Annotated in this window: 22 protein-coding genes; 3 read left to right on the forward strand and 19 right to left on the reverse strand. The window is 32.0% G+C overall.

Translation table 11 applies throughout. The annotated features are described in order from the left end of the window. Nucleotides 1-49 precede the first annotated feature (49 nt). Together DWX74_RS00330 and DWX74_RS00335 are read left to right on the forward strand one after the other, a co-directional pair. The gene (locus DWX74_RS00330; protein ID WP_118548069.1) at nucleotides 50-1,249 is read left to right on the forward strand and encodes a pyridoxal phosphate-dependent aminotransferase; all 1,200 of its coding nucleotides are present in this window, start codon (nucleotides 50-52) and stop codon (nucleotides 1,247-1,249) included. A gap of 183 nt (nucleotides 1,250-1,432) precedes the next feature. Beyond that, complete coding sequence (locus tag DWX74_RS00335) at nucleotides 1,433-2,245, forward strand: undecaprenyl-diphosphate phosphatase (protein ID WP_118548071.1); 813 nt, start codon at nucleotides 1,433-1,435, stop codon at nucleotides 2,243-2,245. Between the two features lie 56 nt (nucleotides 2,246-2,301). On the opposite strand, the gene DWX74_RS00340 is transcribed toward DWX74_RS00335, so the two are convergent. Next, nucleotides 2,302-4,107, reverse strand: coding sequence for an AAA family ATPase (locus DWX74_RS00340; protein ID WP_118548073.1), 1,806 nt, complete (start codon nucleotides 4,105-4,107; stop codon nucleotides 2,302-2,304). A gap of 128 nt (nucleotides 4,108-4,235) precedes the next feature. Beyond that, entirely contained in the window at nucleotides 4,236-5,777 is a 1,542-nt protein-coding gene (rny, locus tag DWX74_RS00345) for a ribonuclease Y (protein WP_118548075.1), read from the reverse strand. A gap of 410 nt (nucleotides 5,778-6,187) precedes the next feature. Between rny and DWX74_RS00350 the strand changes: the two genes are divergently transcribed. Next, nucleotides 6,188-6,412, forward strand: coding sequence for a hypothetical protein (locus tag DWX74_RS00350; protein WP_118548077.1), 225 nt, complete (start codon nucleotides 6,188-6,190; stop codon nucleotides 6,410-6,412). A gap of 70 nt (nucleotides 6,413-6,482) precedes the next feature. Here the strand turns inward: DWX74_RS00350 and recA are convergent, their stop codons facing one another. The 17 genes from recA to nusA form a co-directional block, all read right to left on the reverse strand. Continuing rightward, nucleotides 6,483-7,562: a recombinase RecA gene (gene recA, locus DWX74_RS00355; protein ID WP_118548079.1), complete on the reverse strand. Its 1,080-nt coding sequence runs from the start codon at nucleotides 7,560-7,562 to the stop codon at nucleotides 6,483-6,485. A gap of 256 nt (nucleotides 7,563-7,818) precedes the next feature. Then, nucleotides 7,819-8,361: a CDP-diacylglycerol--glycerol-3-phosphate 3-phosphatidyltransferase gene (pgsA, locus tag DWX74_RS00360; protein WP_118548081.1), complete on the reverse strand. Its 543-nt coding sequence runs from the start codon at nucleotides 8,359-8,361 to the stop codon at nucleotides 7,819-7,821. Further along, nucleotides 8,345-9,682, reverse strand: a complete 1,338-nt coding sequence (gene rimO, locus DWX74_RS00365; protein ID WP_118548083.1) for a 30S ribosomal protein S12 methylthiotransferase RimO — start codon at nucleotides 9,680-9,682, stop codon at nucleotides 8,345-8,347. Before rimO ends, pgsA begins: the two co-directional genes overlap by 17 nt. 61 nt (nucleotides 9,683-9,743) lie before the next feature. Next, a complete protein-coding gene (locus DWX74_RS00370; RefSeq protein WP_442952062.1) occupies nucleotides 9,744-12,089 on the reverse strand; it encodes a DNA translocase FtsK 4TM domain-containing protein in 2,346 nt (781 codons plus the stop codon). Nucleotides 12,090-12,336: 247 nt separating this feature from the next. Next, nucleotides 12,337-13,539 carry an aspartate kinase gene (gene dapG / locus DWX74_RS00375; RefSeq protein ID WP_286164109.1) on the reverse strand — a complete coding sequence of 401 codons (1,203 nt, stop codon included), beginning with the start codon at nucleotides 13,537-13,539 and terminating at the stop codon, nucleotides 12,337-12,339. 25 nt (nucleotides 13,540-13,564) lie between these two features. Next, nucleotides 13,565-14,809 (reverse strand): M16 family metallopeptidase, encoded by a 1,245-nt coding sequence (locus tag DWX74_RS00380; protein WP_118548085.1) that lies wholly within the window; start codon nucleotides 14,807-14,809, stop codon nucleotides 13,565-13,567. A gap of 132 nt (nucleotides 14,810-14,941) precedes the next feature. After that, a complete protein-coding gene (gene pnp / locus DWX74_RS00385; RefSeq protein WP_118548087.1) occupies nucleotides 14,942-17,029 on the reverse strand; it encodes a polyribonucleotide nucleotidyltransferase in 2,088 nt (695 codons plus the stop codon). A 98-nt stretch (nucleotides 17,030-17,127) separates the two neighbouring features. Then, the gene (locus DWX74_RS00390) at nucleotides 17,128-17,970 is read right to left on the reverse strand and encodes a DegV family protein (protein ID WP_118548089.1); all 843 of its coding nucleotides are present in this window, start codon (nucleotides 17,968-17,970) and stop codon (nucleotides 17,128-17,130) included. A gap of 135 nt (nucleotides 17,971-18,105) precedes the next feature. Further along, nucleotides 18,106-18,366 (reverse strand): 30S ribosomal protein S15, encoded by a 261-nt coding sequence (gene rpsO / locus DWX74_RS00395; protein ID WP_040410435.1) that lies wholly within the window; start codon nucleotides 18,364-18,366, stop codon nucleotides 18,106-18,108. A 128-nt stretch (nucleotides 18,367-18,494) separates the two neighbouring features. Next, nucleotides 18,495-19,433, reverse strand: coding sequence for a bifunctional riboflavin kinase/FAD synthetase (locus DWX74_RS00400; protein ID WP_118548091.1), 939 nt, complete (start codon nucleotides 19,431-19,433; stop codon nucleotides 18,495-18,497). Between the two features lie 64 nt (nucleotides 19,434-19,497). Further along, nucleotides 19,498-20,406, reverse strand: a complete 909-nt coding sequence (gene truB / locus DWX74_RS00405; RefSeq protein ID WP_118548093.1) for a tRNA pseudouridine(55) synthase TruB — start codon at nucleotides 20,404-20,406, stop codon at nucleotides 19,498-19,500. A 10-nt stretch (nucleotides 20,407-20,416) separates the two neighbouring features. Next, complete coding sequence (locus DWX74_RS00410) at nucleotides 20,417-21,418, reverse strand: DHH family phosphoesterase (protein WP_118548095.1); 1,002 nt, start codon at nucleotides 21,416-21,418, stop codon at nucleotides 20,417-20,419. Further along, nucleotides 21,408-21,791, reverse strand: coding sequence for a 30S ribosome-binding factor RbfA (gene rbfA, locus DWX74_RS00415; RefSeq protein ID WP_118548097.1), 384 nt, complete (start codon nucleotides 21,789-21,791; stop codon nucleotides 21,408-21,410). The genes DWX74_RS00410 and rbfA overlap by 11 nt, the downstream gene beginning before the upstream one ends. A 94-nt stretch (nucleotides 21,792-21,885) precedes the next feature. Further along, complete coding sequence (gene infB, locus DWX74_RS00420; protein ID WP_006440142.1) at nucleotides 21,886-23,817, reverse strand: translation initiation factor IF-2; 1,932 nt, start codon at nucleotides 23,815-23,817, stop codon at nucleotides 21,886-21,888. A gap of 16 nt (nucleotides 23,818-23,833) precedes the next feature. After that, nucleotides 23,834-24,151 carry a L7Ae/L30e/S12e/Gadd45 family ribosomal protein gene (locus tag DWX74_RS00425; protein ID WP_118548101.1) on the reverse strand — a complete coding sequence of 106 codons (318 nt, stop codon included), beginning with the start codon at nucleotides 24,149-24,151 and terminating at the stop codon, nucleotides 23,834-23,836. Then, nucleotides 24,144-24,416 carry an RNase P modulator RnpM gene (gene rnpM / locus DWX74_RS00430; RefSeq protein ID WP_178411637.1) on the reverse strand — a complete coding sequence of 91 codons (273 nt, stop codon included), beginning with the start codon at nucleotides 24,414-24,416 and terminating at the stop codon, nucleotides 24,144-24,146. Before rnpM ends, DWX74_RS00425 begins: the two co-directional genes overlap by 8 nt. 20 nt (nucleotides 24,417-24,436) lie before the next feature. Next, nucleotides 24,437-25,609, reverse strand: coding sequence for a transcription termination factor NusA (gene nusA / locus DWX74_RS00435; RefSeq protein ID WP_118548105.1), 1,173 nt, complete (start codon nucleotides 25,607-25,609; stop codon nucleotides 24,437-24,439). Nucleotides 25,610-25,615 lie beyond the last annotated feature (6 nt).

The raw sequence follows: 25,615 nt of genomic DNA on the forward strand, positions 1-25,615 counted from the left end.
TTAAGTTGAAATAATGTGTCATAGAGATTATTTTAGGGGGTACTTATAAATGAATAATTTTTCAAACAGAGTTACTGCTATGCAGGCATCACCAATAAGAAAGCTAGTTCCTTTTGCAACAGCTGCAAAAGCTGACGGTGTTAAAGTTTATCACCTTAATATAGGACAGCCAGACATAAAAACTCCAAGAGGATTCTTCGATGCAGTTAAAAACTTCGACGATGAAGTATTAGAATATGCTGTATCTCAGGGTATACCAGAACTTATAGAAGCTCTTCAGGATTACTACAAAACTTACGATATGCACTTTGACAAAGACGAACTTCTTATAACTAATGGTGGATCTGAAGCATTATTATTCGCTATGATGGCTACTTGCGATCCAGGAGACAAACTTTTAATACCAGAACCATTCTATACTAACTACAATGGATTTGGACAGTGTGTAAACGTTGGAGTTGCTCCAATAACAACTAAAGCTGAAAACGGATTCCACTTGCCATCTAAAGAAGAAATACTTTCTAAAATAGATGATAAAGTAAAAGCTATACTTCTTTCAAACCCAGGTAACCCAACTGGTGCTATATACAGCAAAGAAGAATTAGAAATGATAGCTGAAATAGCTATAGAAAAAGACTTATGGATAATATCTGATGAAGTTTACAGAGAATTCGTATATGATGGATTAGAATATACAAGCTTCGGTAACTTAAAACAGGTTGAAGACAGAGTTATAATAATAGACTCAGTTTCTAAGAGATATAGTGCTTGTGGTGCTAGAATAGGATCTATAGCATCTAAAAACAAAGAACTTATAGCTCAGATAATGAAACTTTGCCAGGGAAGACTTTGTGTTCCAACATTAGAACAGATAGGTGCAGTTGAACTTTACAAAACTCCAGTATCTTACTTCAAAGAAGTTAACGATGAATACAGAAAAAGAAGAGATGTTCTTTATTCTGAATTAATGAAAGTTGATGGAGTTATATGTGAAAAACCAACTGGTGCATTCTACGTAGTTGCTAAACTTCCAGTAGACAACGCAGAAGATTTCGTTAAATGGATGCTTACTGAATTCAGAGTTGACAATGAAACAGTAATGGCTACTCCAGCAGAAGGATTCTACGCTACTCCAGGACTAGGAAGAGACGAAATAAGACTTGCTTACATCTTAAAAGAAGAAGATTTAAGAAAAGCAGCTAAAATACTTAAAGAAGGTCTTGAAGCTTACGTTAAATTAAACAAATAATAAAATTTAATATATTTAAAAGAAGGATATTTATTATCCTTCTTTTTTTATGATTTCTTTAGATTTAATTTATTAAGTCTTACTTGTTAACTTTCTTGCATTATGATATTATATTTTAGGTGTAGCATTGTTAAAGGCTATATTGCAAATACACTTAAATTTGAATTTTAGGAGGTAACAATTTTGATAGAAATTCTTAAAGCCGTCCTACTTGGGATTGTTCAAGGTATAACTGAATGGCTTCCTGTAAGTAGTACTGGACACATGATACTTGTTGATGAATTTGTAAAGCTTAATTTTTCACCGACATTTATAAGTACATTCCTTGTAGTTATACAGTTTGGTTCAATTTTAGCAGTTTTACTAATATTCTTCAAAAAATTAAATCCTTTTGACTCTAGCAAGAGCAAGGTTGAAAAGAAAGAAACTCTAAGCCTATGGGCAAAGGTAATCGTAGCAGTTATACCATCAGGTATAATAGGGATTTTATTTGAAGAAGATATAGACCGTCTATTCTTCAACTCCACTACTGTTGCACTAGCTCTTATAATCTACGGGGTTATAATGATAGTTATAGAAAATAGAAATAAGAAACCAGCTGTTTCAGACTTCTCTCAGGTTTCTTTTAAGTTAGCTCTAGGAATAGGTCTATTCCAGTGTCTAGCACTTATACCAGGTACATCTAGATCTGGTTCAACAATAATCGGTGCAACTCTACTTGGTGCATCTAGATACGTTGCTGCAGAATTCTCATTCTTCTTAGCAATACCTACAATGCTTGGTGCTAGTTTACTAAAACTATTAAAAGCAGGATTTGTATTCTCAGGATTCGAATGGTTAGTATTAGGTGTTGGATCTGTTGTGGCATTTGTAGTTTCTGTTATAGTCATAAAATTCTTTATGGATTATATCAAAAAACACGACTTCAAAGCTTTCGGATACTATAGAATAGTTCTTGGTATAATCGTTCTACTATACTTTGGACTTGTTAAATAAAAATAAAGGGACTTTTATTTTGACAATAATATTGTCATTATAAAGTCCCTTTTCTTTTACATATTTATTATCTTTTCACTTTCGACAGTATCATTTATCACTTTGATAATATCGCTTGTATCCTCGCTAAATGTAGTTACAAAGCTTACGTAGTCAGTTGCTCTATTTACAGCATGATAAACCTTATTTATATCTCCTGCAAAGTCATTTACCTGATAATCTTGAGTTGTATCTGCTATCTTCTGATTATAAAGCATTTCTAATTCACATATTATAACAGCCTTAAACTCTAAGCTCTTTACAGTATATATATTTGATATTGTTACACCATTTTTCCTACTTAAACTAGTAAGATTTTCATCAGATACTATAACCTCTATTCCAGCATCGTCTAATGCTTTTTTAATCATATACTGGAAGTAGATTGTTTTTCCATTTTTCAGTCTCTTTTTATTGAACGGATATATTATAGCTATATCAGAATAATCCAAACCTTTTTTATTTACAAAGTACTCTATTTCCCAAATAACTGAGCTTATCTGGTCATCTAAGTCGCTCACCTTGATAAGTGCTACCTGATTCTTTCCAAGCTCTCTAACTGGCTCTGATTCCAAGAATACATTTCTCTTAATATCCGGTCTTATCTCCTTATAATAATTATCCGTATTCTGTCCAAGCTTATTAGAAAAATCTACAAGACTTCCTGTCTGTCTATAATTTTTCTTTAAATCTACAATTTTATCTATATGTATATTTTCGTATTTATTTTTGAATATATTCATATTATTTGTAAGATTTGTAGCTTTACAGTTAAATATATTGAAAATATGTTTTGTCTTGTATAAAAATTCTTCTAAGAATTTTATCTGTTCTTCGCTGAAGTTTTCAGCCTCGTCTATAAAAATACCTTTAAACATTCTTTTATTTTTTATAACATTTTTTGCCTGTTTTATCAGATTTTCAAATGTTTTTTCGTAGTCTTTTTTTAGCATTCCATAATCAAATACTAGATTATACATTCTAGCTAACTTAAATACAAATGAGCTAAATGTATGAACTTCTAGATTTGATACATCATTGCAAAGTACCTCTAGTTTCTCTCTTAAATCACTACTAGACTGTTTATTTTCCGTTATTATAAGGAATTTATGGTGTGGGTATATCTTTGATAGCTTTATAGCTCTACTAAGCATTAGAGCCGTTTTTCCCGTCCCTGACGCACCATTGTAAAGAGTTGTTCCATAATGTATTGAATCAGCTTCTACAATCTGGCTATTTTCCATAACAGCTGCTGTATACTCATATTCATTACTAAAGAAAGAAATCTTTTTAAAATCCTTATTGAGATGAAGTTTGCTGTCTAAAATGTAATATTCAGAGCAAACATCAAATAGGAATAAGTTTAAAATTATCTCATCATTTTCGTCCTTCATATAATCATCTAAAGATTTTTCATCGTTCATAAGCGCTTCAAATCCTTCTTTGTCGATTATATTATTCTTTACAAAGTCACCGTACTCATATACATCGTCTATGCTTACATAAGGCATTACAAACATATAGTCGTATGATATCTGATTGTGATTTTGCTGCATTTTTATTTTTAATAAGTCGTATTCTTCGCTCATTATCTCTAAAAGTTCTTCATCCAATATAGAGAATAACTCATCAGTAGTATTCATAAACTTAAGAAATAAAACTTTATTATCTTTTATGTAAAGCATGTCAGTATTTACACCTTTAAAAGGTATAACTTTAGGAATTATTTTTCCCTCATTTTTTATCTTTTCATAAAATGTTTTTTCTATTTCTTTAAGCTTCAGGGCCTCTAATTGCGAATTTATATTTTCGTAATAGTTCATTAAATCTCCCCCCTTATATTCTCTATTATATATTTAAACATATATATCTCTATTCCCTTTTTTTATAGCTATTAAATTTATATTTTATACATAAAAAGCTATCTCATACGAGATAGCTTTTTAATTCATTATTTTGCATATTCTATTGCTCTAGTTTCTCTTATTATGCTTACTTTTATCTGGCCTGGATATTCAAGTCCTTCTTCTATCTTCTTAGTCATATCCCTAGCTAATAGATGTAATTCTTCATCGCTAACTTCTTCTGGTTTTACCATTATTCTTATTTCTCTACCAGCTTGTATTGCAAATGATTTTTCTACACCTTCATAAGAATTGGCTATCTCTTCAAGTTTTTCAAGTCTCTTAATATATGCTTCTAGAGTTTCACGTCTAGCACCAGGTCTAGCTGCTGATATAGCATCTGCAGCTGTAACTAATACAGCTTCTATAGTCTGTGGTTCGTAATCTCCGTGGTGAGTTGACATAGCATGTATAACTTCTTTAGATTCTTTGTATCTTCTTAATAAGTCCATACCTATTTCAACATGAGTACCTTCCATTTCATGGTCAACAGATTTACCTATGTCATGAAGAAGACCGGCTCTCTTAGCTAATTTAACGTCTACACCTAATTCAGATGCCATTATACCAGCTATATGAGCAACTTCTATAGAATGTTTAAGAACATTCTGGCCATAACTAGTTCTGTAGTTTAATCTACCAAGAAGTTTTATAAGTTCTGGATGAAGTCCATGTACACCTGTTTCAAATGCTGCCTGTTCTCCATATTCTTTTATTATATTATCAACTTCTTTTCTAGCTTTTTCTACCATTTCTTCTATTCTTGCTGGATGTATTCTACCATCTGCTATAAGTTTTTCAAGAGCTATTCTAGCTACTTCTCTTCTTATAGGGTCAAATCCAGAAAGTATAACTGCTTCAGGAGTATCATCTATTATTAGATCTATTCCTGTTAATGTTTCAAGTGTTCTTATGTTTCTACCTTCTCTACCGATTATTCTTCCTTTCATTTCGTCATTTGGAAGATTTACAACTGTAACAGTTGTTTCGGCAACGTGATCTGCTGCACATTTCTGTATAGCATATCCTATTATTTCTCTTGCTTTCTTTTCTGCTTCGTCTTTTGCCTGAGATTCTACTTCTTTTATCATTATAGACATCTCACGTCTAACATCTCTTTCAGCATTTGTAAGTATAATTTCTTTAGCCTTTTCTGAACTTATTCCTGAAATACTTTCAAGTTTTTCAAGCTGTTTGTGCTTTATAATTTCTACTTCTTCCTCTTTTTTGTCTAATGCTTTTACTTTGTCTCTAAGATTTGCTTCTTTTGACTCAAGTTCAGATGTTTTTTTATCAAGGTTTTCTTCTTTCTGTAAAACTCTTCTTTCGTACTTCTGTACTTCGTTTCTTCTTTCTCTGTTTTCTTTTTCTGCTTCTGTACGCAATTTGTGAATTTCTTCTTTAGCTTCTAATAGTTTTTCTTTTCTTACTGTTTCAGAATCATGGTTTGCTTTATCTATAATTTCTTTAGCTCTAGTTTCGGCCTGACCTACTTTAGCTTCAGATATATTTCTTCTAACAAAATAACCTACTATTATTCCGACTATTGCGCAACCTAACGCCACTAATATCTTATCTATGACATCCACCTCCTCTTTAGTATTCAGAACTACCGTAAAAAACAGTAGTTTTCAGGATTCCTCCCTTAATTTGTTCATTTTCCACTTTCATATTAACTCTTGTATTTTAGCATCTTCAACTTTTTAAAGAATTTATTATTTTATTGTATATAGTTAAGTTTGGATAAAATACCCTCTTTTAATTTTATAATGTTTTCATAATCATGTCAAGATTGAGGAAACACAATGATAGTAATATTATTCACAATTTTTTCATATTTTTTATATTTATACCACTATTTATATTTTTTATTCTTATTTCAAAAAAATTTTTTATAATAATTATTTTAATATTTTATTTTGATTATTTTTACTTCTTGACTTTTTATTAAAAATCATTGTATATTATTCATATTAAAATTTAACTTAAGAGGTGTATTATGTTAGAATTTCAATTTTTAATAACAGCTTCTATAATTGGTTCTGGTTTGCTTTTTGGACCTGGTGCTGTTACATTTGTAAGTGTTTTATGGTGTATTGAAACAGTTGCTGTTGTTTTTATGCCTTGGGTTATGGCTATTCAGTTTGTAAATATAGCTATTTCTTTTTTAATTGGAAAAGTTGTGTGGGGTATAAGAAACTTTATAAGAAATCTTTTTAGATAATCGTAAACATAAAAAAAGAGAGTTTTACAACTCTCTTTTTTTTCGTTATATCTTTGAACTTTATCTTAGATTAAACTGTTTTCTCTTCTTTTTTATCATCCTTAGCTGCTTTTGTAGCTTTTGATTCTTCTACAGTTTCTTCTTCTGGAGAAGTACCATCTAAGTGATAGTAATGTCTTACCTTTGCTTCTATTTCATTAGTTAAATCCATGTTGTCTTCTAAGAATTTCTTAACATTTTCTCTACCCTGACCTAGTTTAACATCCTGATAGTTGTACCAAGAACCAGATTTTTTAACTACATCTATATCAGCTGCTATATCTAATAAATCACCTATTTTAGATATACCCTGTCCATACATTATATCAAATTCTGCCTGTTTGAATGGTGGAGCAACTTTATTTTTAACAACTTTTACTCTTGTTCTACTTCCTAAAACTTTATCTCCCTGTTTTATAGTGTCTATTTTTCTAACATCTAATCTTACAGAAGAGTAGAATTTAAGTGCACGTCCACCAGTAGTTGTTTCTGGGTTACCGAACATTATACCAACTTTTTCTCTTAACTGGTTGATGAATATTGCAACACAGTTAGATTTTTTTATTGAACCTGTTAATTTTCTTAAAGCCTGAGACATAAGTCTTGCCTGAAGACCGACATGAGAATCCCCCATATCACCTTCTATTTCGGCTTTAGGAACTAATGCAGCAACAGAGTCGACTACTATTATGTCTATAGCACCACTTCTTATAAGAGCCTCTGCTATTTCTAGTGCCTGTTCTCCTGTATCTGGCTGAGATATTATAAGATTTTCTACGTCTACACCTAATGCTTTAGCATATACTGGATCTAATGCGTGTTCTGCATCTATGAATGCTGCTATTCCTCCATTTTTCTGTGCTTCTGCTACACAGTGAAGTGCAACTGTAGTTTTACCAGAAGATTCTGGTCCATATATCTCAACTATTCTCCCTTTTGGAAGACCACCTATACCGATTGCTATATCTAATCCTATAGAACCAGTAGATATTGTATCTATTTCTAGAGAAGTAGCTTCTCCTAATCTCATTACTGAACCTTTACCAAAGTCTTTTTCTATTTTACCCAATGCTTCGTTAAGGGCTTTTAATTTTTCCTGATCTACACTCATCACGATTCTCCTCTCAATTTATATATCAAACGTTTGTTCTATCTTTTTCATATACTTATTATATCGTATAAAAACACACTCGTCAATAAATAAGATTCGTTAAAAAATTTTTATTTTTAAAACGATACAAAATATATAAATTCTCCTTCTATTTTATTTATTGACATATCAATTAAAATTCAAACAAATTTTTTATAAAAAAAGAACTATTACAAATTTGCAATAGCTCTTTTAATCGATTTGAAATAATTTAAAATTATTTTGAGTTCATAAATACGTGTCTATTTCCGTATAGATATTCCCATCCTGAGTAAAGAGTTAGAAGTGTAGCTATTATTAATAAAATATTTCCAACCATTAAAATTGTAAGATTTTCTAAATGTGCTCCAAATAGTAATAAAACTATTGAAACCATCTGAGTAGCTGTCTTCCATTTACCACTCTTACCTGCAGCTATAACAGTACCATCTGCAGCTGCTATTGCTCTAAGAATACTAACAGATAACTCTCTAGCAACTATTATAATAACCATCCAACCAGCTGCTAAATCAGTTTCTATCATACATATTAGTGTAGATATAACTAATAATTTATCTGCTAATGGGTCCATAAATTTTCCAAAGTCAGTAACTAGATTATATTTTCTAGCTATTTTACCGTCTAGCATATCTGTAAGTGATGCAACTATAAATATTATACAAGCTATTAAAAACTTAGCTGGTATATCCATCATCATAACAACTACTAGAATTGGTATAAGAAATACTCTGAATAAAGTTAATTTATTCGGCAAGTTCATCTACAACATCTCCTATCAAATCATATTCCATAGCTTCTGTTATATAAACATTTACAAAGCTACCTATTTCTAATTCTTCGTCTGAATTAACGTATACAACACTGTCTATTTCCTCAGCATCGCCCTGAGTTCTACCAACATATACACCATCTTCAGCCTCTTCTTCTATAAGAACTTCAAATACTTTATCTTCTCTTTTCTGATTTATTTCCTCAGATATTGCCTGCTGAACCATCATAACTCTATCTCTTCTTTCTTCTTTGATTTCTTCGTCCATGTGTCCATCCATTCTATCTGCAGGAGTATCTTCTTCTCTTGAATATGCAAATGCACCAAGTCTATCAAATTTTATTTCCTTCATAAAGTCGATTAATTCTTCTAGGTCTTCTTCTGTTTCCCCTGGGAATCCAACGATAACAGTAGTTCTTATTACAGCATCTGGTATTTTACTTCTTATCATTTCAACTTTAGATCTTATATCTTCTTTTGATGTTCTTCTGTTCATTCTTTTTAATACTCTGTTGCTTGCATGCTGTATTGGCATATCGAAGTAGCTACAGATATTATCGTGAGCAGCTATTACATCTATTAATTTTTCAGTTATTGATTCTGGGTAAGAGTACATTATTCTTATCCATTTTATACCTTCTATACCTGCTAATTCTTCTAATAATTCAGCAAGTTTAGCTTCTCCGTATAAATCTTCACCGTATCTAGTTGTATCCTGAGCTATTACAACTAACTCTTTTGCTCCTTCTGCAGCAAGAGTTTTAGCTTCTTCTACTATATCTTCTATTTTTCTACTTCTGTATTTCCCTCTTAATTTAGGTATTATACAATATGTACAGTGGTTAGAACATCCTTCACCTATTTTTAAATAAGCCATATGTTCTGGAGTAGATACATATCTAGGTAAAGTTTCATCAAATGCAAATTCTATATTACCTATTTCTGTTACATTCTTTTCGCTTTCTAATCTATCTATTATTTCAGATATATTCATAAAGTTACCAGTTCCAACTATTGCGTCTATTTCTGGTATTTCTTCTAATAATTCATCTGCATATCTCTGAGCTAGACATCCAGTAACTATTAGATATTTAAGTTTTCCAACTTCTTTTAACTGAGATAGTTCAACTATAGTGTCTATTGATTCCTGTTTTGCATCTCTTATAAATCCACAAGTATTAACTATTATTATATCTGCTTCGTCGAATTCTTCTTCAAATTCATACCCTTTTTCTTTTAAGATACCTGTCATTATCTCTGCATCCATTAAGTTCTTTGAACATCCTAGGGATTCAAGTGCTATTTTTAACATTTATTCTCCTTTCAATTTTAAAATTAAGGTGGAATAATATCCACCTTAATCATAATTTATATTATTTTTTCATTTCGTCTAACTGCTCTTTAGATATAAGGACTTTTCTAGGTCTACTGCCTTCATTCTGACCTACTATTCCTCTTTCTTCCATTGCATCTATCATTCTCGCTGCTCTGTTAAATCCTATTTTGAATTTTCTCTGTAGCATTGAAGAAGATGCCTGTCCATTATTTACAACGAATTCGATTGCTTCTGGAAGTAATTCATCTTCGTCGTCGTGTTCCATATTTTTTACAGCTGATATTGTTTCTATTATATCCTCTTCATATTTAACTTCCTCGTCTTTAAACTGTCCTTTGACATATTCTATTACGTTTTCTAGTTCTGAATCAGATATAAATGCTCCCTGAAGTCTTTCTGGTTTGGCTGCTCCTAGTGGATAGAATAGCATATCCCCTTTTCCAAGAAGTTTTTCTGCTCCTCCCATATCAAGTATTGTTCTTGAGTCTGTCTGAGAAGATACGGCAAATGCTATTCTTGAAGGTATGTTAGCTTTTATTACACCTGTGATTACGTCTACAGATGGTCTTTGTGTCGCTATAACAAGGTGCATACCAGCTGCTCTTGCCTTCTGAGCTAATCTACAGATATAATCCTCTACTTCTTTAGCACAAGTCATCATAAGGTCAGCTAACTCATCTATTACAATAACTATGCTAGGCATTTTTTCTTCTGCCTTTTCATTATAGCTTTTTATATCTCTAACACCTGTATCACTAAATGCTTTATATCTTCTATTCATTTCGCTAACAGCCCAATTTAAAGCATTTGCTGCTTTTGAAGGATCTGTAACTACTGGTATTAGAAGGTGTGGTATACCATTGTAGTTAGAAAGTTCTACTACTTTAGGGTCTATTAGAAGTAATTTAACTTCATCTGGTTTTGCTTTGAATAATATACTGTTTATAAGCGTATTTACACACACACTCTTACCAGAACCAGTTGAACCAGCTATTAAAAGATGTGGCATCTTAGCTATATCACTTACAAATATCTTACCAGAAACGTCTTTTCCAAGACCCATAGCAAGTGGAGATTTAAAGTCTTTAAATTCCTTACTTTCTATTATCTCTCTGATTCCAACCATCTGAGTTTCTTCATTTGGAACTTCTATACCTATAGCATTTTTACCTGGTATAGGCGCTTCAATTCTTATACTTCTAGCTGCTAAACTAAGTGCTATATCATCAGTTAAATTAACTATTTTACTAACTTTTACACCTGGTTTTGGCTGAACTTCATATCTAGTTATAGTAGGACCTACTGTAACCTGACTTATTGTAGCCTCTACTCCAAAATCAGAAAGAGTTTTTTCTAATAAACCAGCATTTTTTATAACTGATTTTTTTACATTTTCATTTGATTTTTTATTTACTTTATTTAAAAGAGTAACTGGTGGAATTTTATAATTTTTATACTTTTCATTTTCTTCTACTGCATCAAAAGGCATTGTAGCGTCCATAGTTTTAGGACCAACTGCAGAAGTTGTATTAACAGTTTCTTCTTCAAACATATTATTATATGCTTTTACGTCGTTGTTAGAGTTTGAAGAAGAATTATTTCTACTAAATATCTCATCCTCAGGTGCTCTTTCCTGGCTCTGTAATTCTTTTAATACATCGAGTTCAGACATAGTCTGAGTTCCTTCAAGTATTTCTAGATAATCGTCTTCTGCTTTATTGAATCCAACAATTTTTATAGTCTTGTCGTCGTTAAATTCTTCTTCCTCTGGTTCATCTTCTGCTTTATTGAACTTATTCTTTAAGCTACCAAACATACCTTTTTTGTCTTCTTTTTCATCTCTTGCAATCATAGTTTTGTCGTCCATTTCATCGACTTCATCAGTTACTAGATTTATTGCAGAGTCTTTCATTTTGCTAAGTCTTTCACGCATAGAAAGCCCACTATTTTTAGTTTCTTTAAATCTCTTGAACATATCACTAACAGAAACGTTGCATATATAAACTATACTTATAATTAGTGCAAATATAGCTACTAACCAAGCACCAACTGTACCGAATATTTTACACATATAGTATACGATTATAGTTGATATTAAACCGCATCCGTTTCCTGTTACTCCCTGATGCATTATTTCTGTCATCATACTCTGTTCAAATGGGCTACTTACAACTATGCTATTTGCGTGAAGTAGTCCATAGAATACAAACACAAATAGTATTATTACATAATAAACCTTTGTTTTTCTAAATCTATAGATATATTCATTTCCATCCATAAATCCTAGGACACCTGTCATTATAAGGAGAATTGGTATAAATATTGATAACCCTCCAAATAATCCTTTAAATATATTCTGTATGAACTGAGGTACCCAGCCCATAGAATTAGAGTTTAAGCTGTATAATAGGAATATACCTAAAAATATAGTTATAAGATTATGATATTCTGAGTTAAATCTTATTTTTTGTTTCTTTTTTCTTTTTTTCTTGTTTTTCAAATTCGCCAAAAATATCACTCCTTTTCCTTTCTAAAATTATAATATTTAACATTTTCAAAGTAAATTATCAAAATCAACATTATATTATTATATCACATATATGACATTTTCAACAAATTTAGATATTAAACTAACAACAGAATTTGCTGTGTATAGCATGAACAGCTTTTTCCATATCATTTTCGTCAACTAGGCAAGATATTGTCATACTAGAGTCAGATGTCTGTAATAGCGGTATTTCAGCCTCTTTAAGACCTCTTGCAACTTTAGACATTACTCCAGGTATTCCTGTCATAGATGATCCTATAAGAGTTACCTTTGCACAATTTGTTTTTATTTCGTAATTAACGCCATTATCTTTTAATATTTTTTCTAGTGAGTCCTTATCTTTTTCATCTATTACAAATGCTTTTTCTCCTATAAAGAAGTTTATCATATCCATACTTATATTTTTTTCTTCCATTTCAGATAATATATCTGTAAAAGTTCCGTTGTCTTTTATTTTTATTTGTACTATATCTCTTTTATTAGCTACAGCAAATCTTTCTTCTTTGCAGCAACATTCAAATCCATCATTTTCTATATTTTTTACTGAGCAAATTTTTGTTCCTTCATAGCTTGGATTTAATGTGTTTTTTATAGCTAGAGTTATATTTCCATCTTTTGCTATCTGAACAGCTCTTGGATGTATTACCTTAGCTCCTTTATCAGCCATCTGGAATACTTCTTCGTAATCAATGTAATCAAGTACTTTTGCATCTGGCTCTACTCTTGGGTCAGCAGTCATTATTCCGTCTACGTCTGTATATATTTCCACGTATTTACACCCTAAAGCTTTTCCAAGTGCAACAGCAGAAGTATCTGAACCACCTCTTCCAAGTGTGTTTATATCTCCTCTATCGTCTCCACCTTGGAATCCAGCTACAACTACAACTTTACCATCTTCAAGCTCTTTTTTTATTCTACTAGGATCTATGTCTTTTATCTTTGCATCTGAATAAACACCATTTGTCATCATACCTGCCTGACTACCTGTAAATGCAACTGCCCCTACTCCATTAGCAGTAAGCATACTAGCCATAAGTGTAGAAGATATTATTTCTCCACAAGACATAAGCATGTCTTTTTCTCTATCAGTAGGATTATTTGTAACCTGCTCTAAAAGACCTAATAGAGTATCTGTTGCATATGGATCCCCTTTTCTACCCATTGCAGATACAACTATAACTACATCATTTCCTGCTTCTTTAGTTTTTTTAACTATTTCACATACCTCAGCCATTTTTTCGAAATTAGCTACTGAAGTACCACCAAATTTCTGAACTACTATCATTATTAACCTCCTAAAATATGAGCTATTATAGCTCAATCTCACTTACGCCTTTTCCAACAACACAAACGCCCATTTTATTTATATCTAAGACATCTGATATCACCCTATTTATATCATCCATAGTTATTGAGTTTAAACCTTCTATAACATCTTCTAAAGTCTCAACTTTTCCTGTTATAAGCATATACTTTCCAATAGCATTCATTCTACTTTCTGTGCTCTCCATTCCAAGCATAAACTCACCTTTTAGCTGCTCTTTAGAATTATTTAATTCTTCCTCAGTTATTCCATTTTCATTTAAAGATATTATCTCTTCTTTTACTAATCTATATACATCCTCTAAATTTTCTGTACTCATACTAGCATATATTCCAAGTTCACCTTTTTCCCGGTAGAATTCTTGCTCTGAATATATAGAGTATACAAGCCCCTCGTCTTCTCTTATTCTTTGGAATAATCTTGATGTAGAACTTCCTCCTAGTACATTATTGATTATATCTATAGCATATACATCATTTGAGCTAGAGCCTATATTTTCACATTCAAAGCATATAGCTAAATTTGTCTGCTCATAATCTCTATCCTTTTTAATAATACAAGGATTAAATATTTCATTTTGTAAATTATAATTTGGCTTTTCTCCATGCCAATTTGCAAACTTATCTTCTATAAGTTTGACAGTTTCATCAAAATCAAAATTTCCACATATTGAAAGAACCGCATTTTCTGGAACATAGAATTTTTCAAAGTACTCTAAGATAGATTCTTTATTCATACTCTTAATGGATTCTTTGCTACCAAGTATGTTCTTTCCTATACCTTTATTATCATAGACTTTTTCAAGTAGTATGTCATATGTTAAATCCTCTGGGGAATCCTCGTACATTTTTAATTCCTCTGTTATTACACTCTTTTCTCTTTCGATGTCTTTTTCATCGAATTTAGAATTTAATATCATATCAGAGAGAATATCTATACCTATATTCAAATGTTCATCAAGGAGTCTTACATAATAACAAGTACACTCTCTACCTGTAAAAGCATTAATTACACCGCCTAAATTTTCAATTTCTGCAACCAACTGTTTTGATGTTCTATTTTTAGTACCTTTAAACATCATGTGCTCTATAAAGTGAGATACACCATCTATATAATTTTCTTCTGTCTTTATTCCAGATCTAAACCATATCCCCATAGAGATTGATTTTAGGTATGGAATTTCCTCGGCTATAATTGTAAGCCCATTGTTTAATTTCTTCGTTTTGTACATAACTCCTCCAAAAACATTTTTTATTTGCTCCATTATATCATTATAATTTACATAGAATATATTATCAACTTAATTACATAAAAAAAGAGATGCCTTAAAATTTTGGGCATCTCTTGATTATTCATTTATTTATTATAATAGAACTTTTCTTGAAAGGTTTATTCTTCCTTTTTCGTCTATTTCAGTTACTTTAACGTCTAATTCGTCGCCTATGCTTAGAACATCTTCTACATTGTTTACTCTTTCTTTAGATATCTGAGAAACATGAAGAAGTCCTTCTTTACCTGGAAGTATTTCCATGAAAGCACCGAAGTTCATTATTCTAGTTACTTTACCTCTGTATACTTTACCAACTTCTGCTTCAGCAACTATATTTCCTATAAGTTCTTTAGCTCTGTCTATCATAGCTTTGTCTGTACCAGCTATAAATACTTCACCAGTCTGTTCTATGTCTATTTTAACACCAGTTTCGTCTATTATCTTAGTTATAACTTTTCCACCAGGTCCTATAACATCTTTTATCTTATCTGGATTTATGTTCATTCTTTCTATTTTTGGAGCGTATGGAGAAAGCTCTGGTCTTGGTTCAGATATAACTTTTCTCATTTCTCCAAGTATGTGCATTCTACCTTCTCTAGCCTGTGCAAGAGCTCTTCTTAGTATATCTTCATCTATACCATCTATTTTTATATCCATCTGTATAGCTGTTATACCGTGTTCAGTACCTGCAACTTTGAAGTCCATATCTCCTAAGTGGTCTTCCATTCCCTGTATATCAGAAAGTACAACTACTTTATCGTGGTGTTTTATAAGACCCATAGCTATACCAGCTACCATGTCTTTTATTGGAACACCGGCATCTAATAATGATAATGTAGATGCACAAACACTCGCCTGAGAAGTTGAACCATTTGAGCTTAGTACTTCAGATACTAATCTTATCGCATAAGGGAAATCTTCCTGAGATGGTATTACTGGAAGTAATGCTCTTTCAGCAAGTGCCCCATGTCCTATTTCTCTTCTTCCTGGTCCTCTTGAAGGTCTAGCTTCACCTACTGAATAAGCTGGGAAGTTGTAGTGGTGCATATATCTTTTGTTTTCTTCTTCATCTAATCCATCAAGTTTCTGAACATCACCTAAAGCTCCTAATGTAGCTATGTTCATTACCTGAGTCTGACCTCTTGTGAATATTGCAGAACCATGAGTTCTTGGTATCATACCAGTTTCACACCATATAGGTCTTATTTCATTGTATTTTCTGTTGTCTGGTCTTACTTCTTCATCAGTTATTAAAGATCTAACTTCATCTTTTATTATAGCCTGAAGAACTTCTTCTATATCTCCAGCTACTTCTTCAAAGTTTTCTAATTTTTCTTCAAAGTAAGCGAAAGTTTCTTCTTTAACTTTATCCATATTTTCCATTCTTTCCATTTTTTCAACAGTCTGAACGGCTTCTCTCATTTTTGCTGAAGCAAATTCTTTTACCTGAGCTTCTATATCTTCATCAGCATGGTATAATTTTACTTCTTCTTTTTCTTTTCCTGAACCAGCTACTATTTCTTCTATGAACTCAACTATTTTCTTGATATGTTCATGTGCGAATAATATAGCTTTTAACATAGTATCTTCAGATACTTCCTGAGCACCTGCTTCAACCATCATTATAGCGTCTTTTGTTCCAGATACTACTAAGTGCATCTCACTTTTTTCTCTCTGTTCAGCGTTAGGGTTTACAACGAATTCACCGTCAACTAAACCTATACAAACTGATCCTGTTGGCCCATTGAAAGGTATGTCAGATATTGATAATGCAACTGATGAACCTATCATAGCTACTATATCAGGAGTACAATCCTGGTCTACTGAAAGAACAGTTGCAACAACCTGAACATCATTTCTAAATCCTTTTGGGAATAAAGGTCTTATTGGTCTATCTATTAATCTTGATGTTAATATCGCTTTTTCTGAAGGTTTCCCTTCTCTTTTTAAGAATCCACCAGGTATTTTACCTACTGAATATAATTTTTCTTCGTAATCAACACTTAGAGGGAAGAAATCTATTCCATCTCTTGGTTCTGCTGATTTTGTTGTGTTTACCATAACTACACTGTCACCGTATTTTACTATACAGTTACCATTAGTCATTTCACATATTTTTCCTACTTCTACAGAAAGTTCTCTACCAGCAAATTCTGTAGTATATATCTTATGTTCAACCATAATCTATTTTTCCTCCTAATTCTTCCGTTTTCTCGTCTCAATTAATATATTATCAAAAATATCAAACTTCTACAATATATTTAATCATTACTTAATTTTTAAAGAGAACTACTTAAAGCAATTATGTCTGGTCCAGTATGAGAACATATACATACTCCACCTCTTGTAAACATTACTTTTCTAGCTTTTATTCTCTTTCTAACTTCTTCTTCAAGACCTTTCATCTCGTCGTAATTTGCTCCACACCCTATTGTAACAATTTTATCTTCAAGTTTTCCGTCGTTCATATTTATAAGTACGTCAACCATTGTGTGAGGAACTTTTTTCGCACCTCTTATTTTTTCTAACATTTTTATATCTCCATTTTCAACGTAGAATAATGGCTGCACATGAAGAAGATTTCCTATCATAGCCGTAGCACTTGGAACTCTTCCACTCTTTTTAAGATATGTAAGTGTAGAAGGTACAAATAATAAATGTACGCTTTCCCTAATATTTTCTAATTCCTCTAGTACTTCTTCATAACATTTTCCTTCTTCTATCAATTCGCATGCTTTTATAACATACTGTCCACTTCCCAGAGAAAGGTTTAGTGTATCGAATACAAATATTTCTCCATTTTCACAATCTTCCTTCGCAAGTGTAGCACTCTGATAAGTTCCAGATGATTTTGAAGAACCTGTTATACATATAATTTTTTTACCCTCAGAAGTATACTTATCGAATGCTTCTTTAAATTCTATATATGTCGCTTGAGAAGTCTTTGGTATTTCTCCACTGGCCTTTACCCTTTCATAAAACTCCTCTTTACTTATGTCGATTCCCTCTCTAAATTCCTCTTTATCGAACATTACTGTCAACGGAATAACTTCTAAATAAGGCTTAGCTGCTATTTCGTCTGGTATATCGCATAAACTATCGCATAATAGCTGAATATTCATATTATACCTCCTTGTTTCTGTTATTGAATTTTCAATTGAATAAAATAAAAATCCCCTATTATTTATTTTATCTTTATTATATTTCTATTTGAAAAAAGCAGGTAATTATATACCTGCTTTTTACTGATAAATAAATTATTTTCTTAAACCTAATTTTGCTATTAAAGCTCTGTATCCTTCTAGGTCGTTTTCTTTTAAGTAAGAAAGTAAGTTTCTTCTTTTACCAACCATTTTTAATAGACCTCTTCTTGAGTGATGGTCTTTTTTGTGAACTTTTAAGTGTTCGTTTAATTCGTTTATTCTAGCTGTTAATATAGCTATCTGTACTTCTGGAGAACCTGTATCTCCTTCTTTTCTTCCGAATTCTTTTATTATTTCTGCTTTGTTTGCTAACATTTGTTTTTCCTCCATGTATTTATTTTTAATCGCCCTTCACTAGGCAGTGATCGGAGTGTTCAACTGCTGAGTGTGGGTTAATCACCTTAATTATATTAACATATCTTAAAAGTATTTGCAAATATTTTTTAGTCATTCATTTTATTATTTGATAAATACTTCTGTCTTACAAATCCAGTGTCTAAATCTAACTGCTTTCTCAATTCGTCAAGCGATTCAAATTTTTTCTCATCTCTAATTTTTTCTAAAAACTCAATTCTAACTCTTTTTCCATATATATCTTCATCAAAGTCTAGTATATTTGTTTCTATTGAAAGATATTTTCCATTAACCGTTGGATTCATACCAACATTAGTAGCTCCAAAATATTTCTTTCCATCTATGATTACTCTTGAAGCATATATTCCATTTTTAGGCTTTATAATTTGATCCTTCAAGCTTATATTAGCTGTTGGGTATCCCATCTTTCTTCCATTTGCTTTTCCGTGGATTATCTCTCCTTCTATTACATAAGGAGTTCCTAAGTACTGAGGTATCTCATCAACACGACCTTCAGAGATTAATTCTCTTATAAATGTACTACTTACTCTTATTCCATTTATTTTTATAGGCTGAACTATTTCAACTTCTATTCCATATTCATGTCCCATTTCCCTCAATACATCCACAGTTCCCTCTTTATTTCGTGCAAATGTAAAGTCATAACCTACAACTATTTTTTTTGCGTGAATTTTATCTTTTAATATCTTTACTATAAATTGCTCGGCTGATATCTGTGTCATAGCCTTATCAAATGGTATATCTATAAGATAATCTATTCCAAAGCCTTCTATCAACCGTTCCTTTTCTTTTTCATCAAATATATTCTTAACTTTTTCAGGAACAAAGTAGTTTATTGGATGATTTAAAAATGTAAAAACAGCACTTTTAATGCCTCTCGCTTTAGCATAAGTTGCAGTTTTTTCAATAAGCACTTGATGACCTTTATGTACACCATCAAAGTTTCCTATCGTAACAACTGTATCAAATTCAATATCTATATCTTTTATAGCTTTAATAACTTTCATATTAATACTCCGGTAGTTTTAATAGAATTTATTTTTATCTAATATAAATCAACAAAATATCATCTTAAACGAAAATTTTGTCGCTTTTCACACTGACCTTTCCATTTTCTCTTATTAGTCTTCCAACTCCGATAAATCCTTCATGACTATAAACTCTTACATACTCATCCTTATCTGTGTAATTTTTCTCATCAAATCTATAAGACTCTATAATTCCACCATTAGAATAGTATTTTACCGCATTATCTCTAAGCACTATCTTTGGATAGAAATCTAAAGTATAGTCGATATCAAAAGCATGCTCCTCTATAGTTCCCTCTTCTACAAATTTCTCTAACTCCTCAAAAGTTATAGAATTTTCTAGATTGAATTTTCCTGAAGATGTTCTAAGAAGGAAAGACATATGTCCTCCACATCCTAAAATTTCACCGATATCATAACATATACTTCTTATATATGTTCCCTTTGAACACTCGACATAGAATCTAACCTTGTTTCCTTCTATGCTCAATATCTCAATATTTTTTATAGTAACTTTTCTAGGTTTAAGAACAATTTCGTCCTCTCTTCCACTTCTAACTAAATCACACATTCTTTTGCCTTTTACTTTTAAAGCCGAATACTTAGGCGGATATTGCTCTATATCACCCATCTGAGATTTAAATGCTTCTCTTATAGTTTCCTCTTTATACTCAAAATCATCCGGAGCTTTAAATAATATCTCTCCAGATGAATCATAAGTATCTGTAGATGCTCCAAGAGTTAATTCACATAAATATGATTTTTCTTTATTTAAAATAAGCTCGCTTACCTTTGTTGCTCTCCCTATACAGATAGGAAGTACTCCAGCAGCGTCTGGATCTAATGTACCAGTGTGTCCAATTTTCTTTATTTTTAAAATTTTTCTAGCTTTTCCAACGACATCATTTGATGTCATTCCAGTAGGTTTTAAAATACTTATTATCTTATCCATATAGTTAATCCTAAAAAGCCCTTAAAACCCGCTCTTTTATAATTTTCTCTGCATTTTCAATAGTGTCGTTTATTGTGCACCCAGCAGCTCTCACATGACCGCCACCGTTAAACTGCATCGCAATTTTACTAACATCTATATCATTTTTTGAGCGTAGGCTTATTTTTATTTCGCCCTTTCTTTTTTCTTTTAGGAATATTCCTACTTCAACATTTTCTATATCTCTAGTATATGTTGTTACGCCATCTATATCGTTATAGCTTATAGAATGTTTTTTCATCATATCTATAGAAACACATATAGATGCTACAAGCTGTCCATTAGGTGCTTCGGCTATACTTAAAGTATTAAGAGCATCCCCAAGTAATCTATAGTAGTTTGGAGAATTACTCTGATATAATTTCTGTATAATCATATCTCTCTCAGCGCCATGCTCTAATAGAACCTTGGCCATTTCAAAGCTTGATGGTTCAGTAGATGAATACTGGAAGTTTCCTGTATCTGTTGAAAGTCCAGTGTATAGTCTAGTGGCTATTACTTCATCTATATAGTCCTCAGCTTTTAAATCGCCATATCTTCTTATTATGTTGTATACAAGTTCACATGTAGATGACGCCTCACTGTCTATGTAGTTTATCTCACAGAAACTCGCATCATTGCTAGCGTGGTGGTCTATACAAACTCTAACAATAGCATTTTTCTTAACATCGTCGCTTGTACAAATTCTTTTTTCATCTCCACAGTCAAGAGCTATCATTACATAATTATCTTCTTTTAGCTCTGTAGAGCTTATTTTCTCTACTTTCTTAGAAAGAAATACTAGATTAGAAGGGATATCATCATCTAGTACATGATATACCTTCTTCCCTAATTTTTCTAAAAATCTATACATTCCAAGAGTAGAACCTATATTATCTCCATCAGGACTGACATGTGAAGTAACTACGAAAATATTGTTGTCTTCAATGCATTTTATTACACTGTCCATCTGTGGGATAAATTTACTCTTCATCTTCTTCTACCTCTTTGCTGTTTTCCATATCGTGTTCCTGAACTTTCTTAATCAGACTATCCATATACATACCTCTTTCTATAGAGTCATCTACTTTAAACATTATTTCAGGTATGTATCTAAGTTTTACTTTTCTTCCAACTTCTCTTCTTATATAGCCTGCTGCACTTTTTAATCCAGCAAGAGATTCTTCTTCATTTCCACCTAATAAACTAACATATACAAACGCATATCTTAAATCATTAGTAACATCTACATCTGTGACACTTATCATAGATGTTATTCTAGGGTCTTTTATTCCGTTTATTAACATTTGCCCTATTATTTTTTTAATTTCTTCTGATATTCTTCTTGTTCTATTATATGATGTCATATCTTCGACCTCTTTCCTTTTGTAATTTTTAAATTAGCAGCCGACTTAAATATGTTTTAATCTCCTAAAATTAAGAGAAATATCTTATTATCTATTATAATGTTCTTTCAACTTCTTTAGTTATGTATGCTTCAACTATATCGCCTTCTTTTATATCGTTATAGTTTACAAAGCTCATACCACATTCGTATCCTTCTGCAACTTCTTTAACGTCGTCTTTGAATCTTCTAAGAGCAGCTAATTCACATTCGTGAACTATTATACCGTCTCTTACTATTCTAGCTTTACAGTTTCTGTATATTTTACCATTTGTTACATAGCATCCAGCAACTGTACCAACACCAGATATTCTATAAGTTTCTCTTATTTCTGCTTTACCTGTGTCTTCATCAACTATATCTGGATCAAGCATACCACACATAGCAGCCTGTATATCTTCTATAGCTTTGTATATTATTGTGTATGTTCTCATATCTACGTTTTCTTTTTCAGCTAGTGATTCAGCACCAGATACTGGTCTAACGTTGAATCCTATTATTATTGCATTAGATGCAGCTGCAAGAAGTACGTCTGTTTCAGTTATTGCACCAACACCACCGTGTATAGCTTTAACCTGAACTTCATCATTAGATAATCTTTCTAGTGACTGTTTAACTGCCTGAACAGAACCCTGAACGTCTGCTTTTATAACTATATTTAATTCTTTTAATCCATCATTCATCTGGTTGAATAAATCATCAAGAGATAATCTCTGGCTTGATTTTAACATTTCTTCTCTCTGCTGCTGCTGTCTTTTTTCTGCTATACTTCTAGCAACTTTATCACTTGGAACTTCAACGAACTGGTCTCCACCCTGTGGAACATCAGAAAGTCCAAGTATTTCAACTGCAGTAGATGGTCCAGCAACTTTAACTCTCTTACCTTTTGAGTTTATCATTGCTCTAACTTTACCACTTGCAACACCTGCTACTATTGGATCTCCAACTCTTAGAGTACCACCCTGAACAAGTACTGTAGCAACTGGTCCTCTACCTTTATCAAGCTGTGCTTCTATTACTGTACCAACAGCTCTTTTATCTGGGTTTGCTTTTAATTCTTCCATTTCAGCAACTAATAGAACCATTTCTAGTAAGTGGTCTATTCCTATGTTTTTCTTAGCTGAAACTGGAACTGCTATAACATCTCCACCCCAGTCTTCAACAAGAAGTCCGTGTTCAGATAATTCCTGTTTAACTCTGTCTGGGTTTGCTCCATCTTTATCTATTTTATTTATAGCAACTATTAGTGGAACTTCTGCTGCTTTAGCATGGTTTATTGCTTCTACTGTCTGAGGCATTATACCGTCATCTGCTGCAACAACTAGTATAGCTATATCTGTAACCTGAGCACCCCTTGCTCTCATTGATGTGAAAGCTTCGTGTCCTGGTGTATCTAGGAATACTATTTTCTGTCCATTTATTTTAACTTCTGAAGCCCCTATGTGCTGAGTTATACCACCGGCTTCACCTTTTGTAACATTAGTTTTTCTTATTGCATCTAGTAAAGAAGTTTTACCGTGGTCAACGTGTCCCATAACTGTTACAACTGGTGGTCTAGGTTTTAAATCTTCTTCTTTATCTTCTTCTATTTCCATTAATTTTTCTATTTCGTCTTCAGTTTCACTATCATCTGCTGTAGTTAATTCAAATCCGAACTTAGTAGCAACTAATGATGCTATTTCGAAACTTATTTCCTGGTTTATTGTCGCCATTGTACCCATCATCATAAGCTCTTTTATAACTTCTGATACAGTTTTACCCATTTCATTAGCTAAATCCTGTACAGTTATTTTTCCGCTAAGAGATATTACATTTCCTCTTTCAGCTATTACTTCTTCTTTTATCATTTCGTAAGCAAGTTCAAACTCTTCTCCTTCAAGAACATCTTCTTCACTTGTTACTTCTATATCGAAAGCTTTTAATTTATTTATAAGCTCCTCATTCGATATTTTTAATTCCTTTGCTAACTGGTCTACTCTTGTTGACACAAGACCACCCCCTATATTAAATTTCTTCTAACAATTCCAATATCTTCTTCGCAAATCCTTTATCCTCGATACCTATGACAGCACGAAAACTCTTTCCAATTGCGTTTCCAATTTCTTCTTTTGTTCCGTATTCAACCATCTTTACATTTCTAAAAGATGATTTATCTCTAAAAAGCTTTTTAGTATTATCTGATGCATCTGTTGCAACTATAACTAAATCCACTTTCCCTTTTTTTAAATCTTGAAGAGTCGTATCATCTCCTGATACAACCTTTCTAGCTCTAGTAGCTAGACCTAATAGTGACATTACTCTTTTTTTAGACATATTATTCATAATCTTCTAACTCCGTAAGTAATCTTTCATATACTTCTTGTGGTACTTCCATTTTAAAAGCTCTATTTAATGCTTTACTTTTTATAGCTTTTTTAAGACATTCAGCACTTTTGCAGATATATGCTCCTCTACCATTTGCCTTACCTGTTGGATCTAAAAATATTTCGCCTTCTTTATTTTTAACTATTCTTATAAGGCCCTTTTTAGAATCCCTTTCCTGACAAGCTATACATTTTCTCTGAGGTACTTTTTTCACTTTCTGCAAAACAATCCCTCCTAACTCATCTATTCTTCTACAGTTTCTTCTTTTACTTCTACGTCATCTGCGAATAAATCTTCATCTGAGAAATCTGCAAATTCATCATTGAATTCTAATTCGCTTTCTTCTTTTTTATCGTATACACCATTTGCTAAATCTTCTTCGTACTGAGATTCGCTTTTTATGTCTATTTTCCATCCAGTAAGTTTAGCTGCTAATCTAGCATTCTGTCCGTCTTTGCCTATTGCTAATGAAAGCTGATAATCTGGTACAACTACTAATGCTGATTTTTCTTCTTCATCAACTTCTACCTTAACAACTTTTGATGGGCTTAATGATGCAGATATATATTCAGCAAAATCATCGCTGTATTTTATTATATCTATTTTTTCATCGCCAAGTTCATCTACTATGTTTTTAACTCTTGATCCCTTAGGTCCTACACAAGCTCCTATTGGATCTATTTTTTCGTCTACTGATTTAACAGCCATTTTAGTTCTTGATCCAGCTTCTCTAGCTATAGATTTTATCTGAACTATTCCCTGTTCTATTTCTGGAACTTCAAGTTCGAATAATCTTCCAACAAGACCTTTATTACTTCTTGATACTATTATCTGAGGTCCTTTGCTTCCTTTTTTAACTTCTACAACGTAAACTTTTATTCTCTGACCTTCTTTATATATTTCGTTGTCTATTTTTTCGCTCCGTGGCATAACACCTTCTATTTTACCAAGGTCTACATATACAACGCTTGGAGTAGCTCTAGTTATTTCACCGTCTACTATTTCGCCTTCTCTTTCCATAAATTCGTTGTAAACTATTTCTCTTTCTGCTTCTCTTAATCTCTGAACAACTACCTGTTTAGCTGTCTGAGCTGCTATTCTACCAAAGTTACTTGGAGTTACTTCATTTCTTATAACATCTCCTATTTCGTAGCTTGGGCTTATTTTTCTAGCTTCTGAAAGTTCTATTTCTAAGAAACTGTCATAGTAGTCAGATTCATCAACTACAGTTCTAGTAGAGTATACTCTTATATCTCCATTTTCTCTGTCAAATTCTACTTCAACATTCCGCGCCTGACCAAAGTTTTTCTTATAAGCTGTTAAAAGAGCCTGTTCAATAGTATCTATAAGTATTTCTTTATCTATACCTTTAGTTTCTACTATCTCGTTTAATGCGTTTAAAAATTCCTGATTCATTTTTCC

The organism is Peptoclostridium sp. AF21-18 (assembly GCF_003478825.1).
Lineage (GTDB): Bacteria > Bacillota > Clostridia > Peptostreptococcales > Peptostreptococcaceae > Peptacetobacter.

Excerpts from the sequence above, each read along its gene's own strand:
- DWX74_RS00330 (WP_118548069.1), top strand. The coding sequence starts at position 50 with ATGAATAATTTTTCAAACAGAGTTACTGCTATGCAGGCATCACCAATA.
- DWX74_RS00340 (WP_118548073.1), bottom strand. The coding sequence starts at position 4,107 with ATGAACTATTACGAAAATATAAATTCGCAATTAGAGGCCCTGAAGCTT.
- DWX74_RS00350 (WP_118548077.1), top strand. The coding sequence starts at position 6,188 with ATGTTAGAATTTCAATTTTTAATAACAGCTTCTATAATTGGTTCTGGT.
- recA (WP_118548079.1), bottom strand. The coding sequence starts at position 7,562 with ATGAGTGTAGATCAGGAAAAATTAAAAGCCCTTAACGAAGCATTGGGT.
- pgsA (WP_118548081.1), bottom strand. The coding sequence starts at position 8,361 with ATGAACTTGCCGAATAAATTAACTTTATTCAGAGTATTTCTTATACCA.
- rimO (WP_118548083.1), bottom strand. The coding sequence starts at position 9,682 with ATGTTAAAAATAGCACTTGAATCCCTAGGATGTTCAAAGAACTTAATG.
- DWX74_RS00370 (WP_442952062.1), bottom strand. The coding sequence starts at position 12,089 with ATGGGCTGGGTACCTCAGTTCATACAGAATATATTTAAAGGATTATTT.
- dapG (WP_286164109.1), bottom strand. The coding sequence starts at position 13,539 with ATGATAGTAGTTCAGAAATTTGGTGGTACTTCAGTAGCTAATTTCGAA.
- DWX74_RS00380 (WP_118548085.1), bottom strand. The coding sequence starts at position 14,809 with ATGTACAAAACGAAGAAATTAAACAATGGGCTTACAATTATAGCCGAG.
- pnp (WP_118548087.1), bottom strand. The coding sequence starts at position 17,029 with ATGGTTGAACATAAGATATATACTACAGAATTTGCTGGTAGAGAACTT.
- DWX74_RS00390 (WP_118548089.1), bottom strand. The coding sequence starts at position 17,970 with ATGAATATTCAGCTATTATGCGATAGTTTATGCGATATACCAGACGAA.
- rpsO (WP_040410435.1), bottom strand. The coding sequence starts at position 18,366 with ATGTTAGCAAACAAAGCAGAAATAATAAAAGAATTCGGAAGAAAAGAA.
- DWX74_RS00400 (WP_118548091.1), bottom strand. The coding sequence starts at position 19,433 with ATGAAAGTTATTAAAGCTATAAAAGATATAGATATTGAATTTGATACA.
- truB (WP_118548093.1), bottom strand. The coding sequence starts at position 20,406 with ATGGATAAGATAATAAGTATTTTAAAACCTACTGGAATGACATCAAAT.
- DWX74_RS00410 (WP_118548095.1), bottom strand. The coding sequence starts at position 21,418 with ATGAAGAGTAAATTTATCCCACAGATGGACAGTGTAATAAAATGCATT.
- rbfA (WP_118548097.1), bottom strand. The coding sequence starts at position 21,791 with ATGACATCATATAATAGAACAAGAAGAATATCAGAAGAAATTAAAAAA.
- DWX74_RS00425 (WP_118548101.1), bottom strand. The coding sequence starts at position 24,151 with ATGAATAATATGTCTAAAAAAAGAGTAATGTCACTATTAGGTCTAGCT.
- nusA (WP_118548105.1), bottom strand. The coding sequence starts at position 25,609 with ATGAATCAGGAATTTTTAAACGCATTAAACGAGATAGTAGAAACTAAA.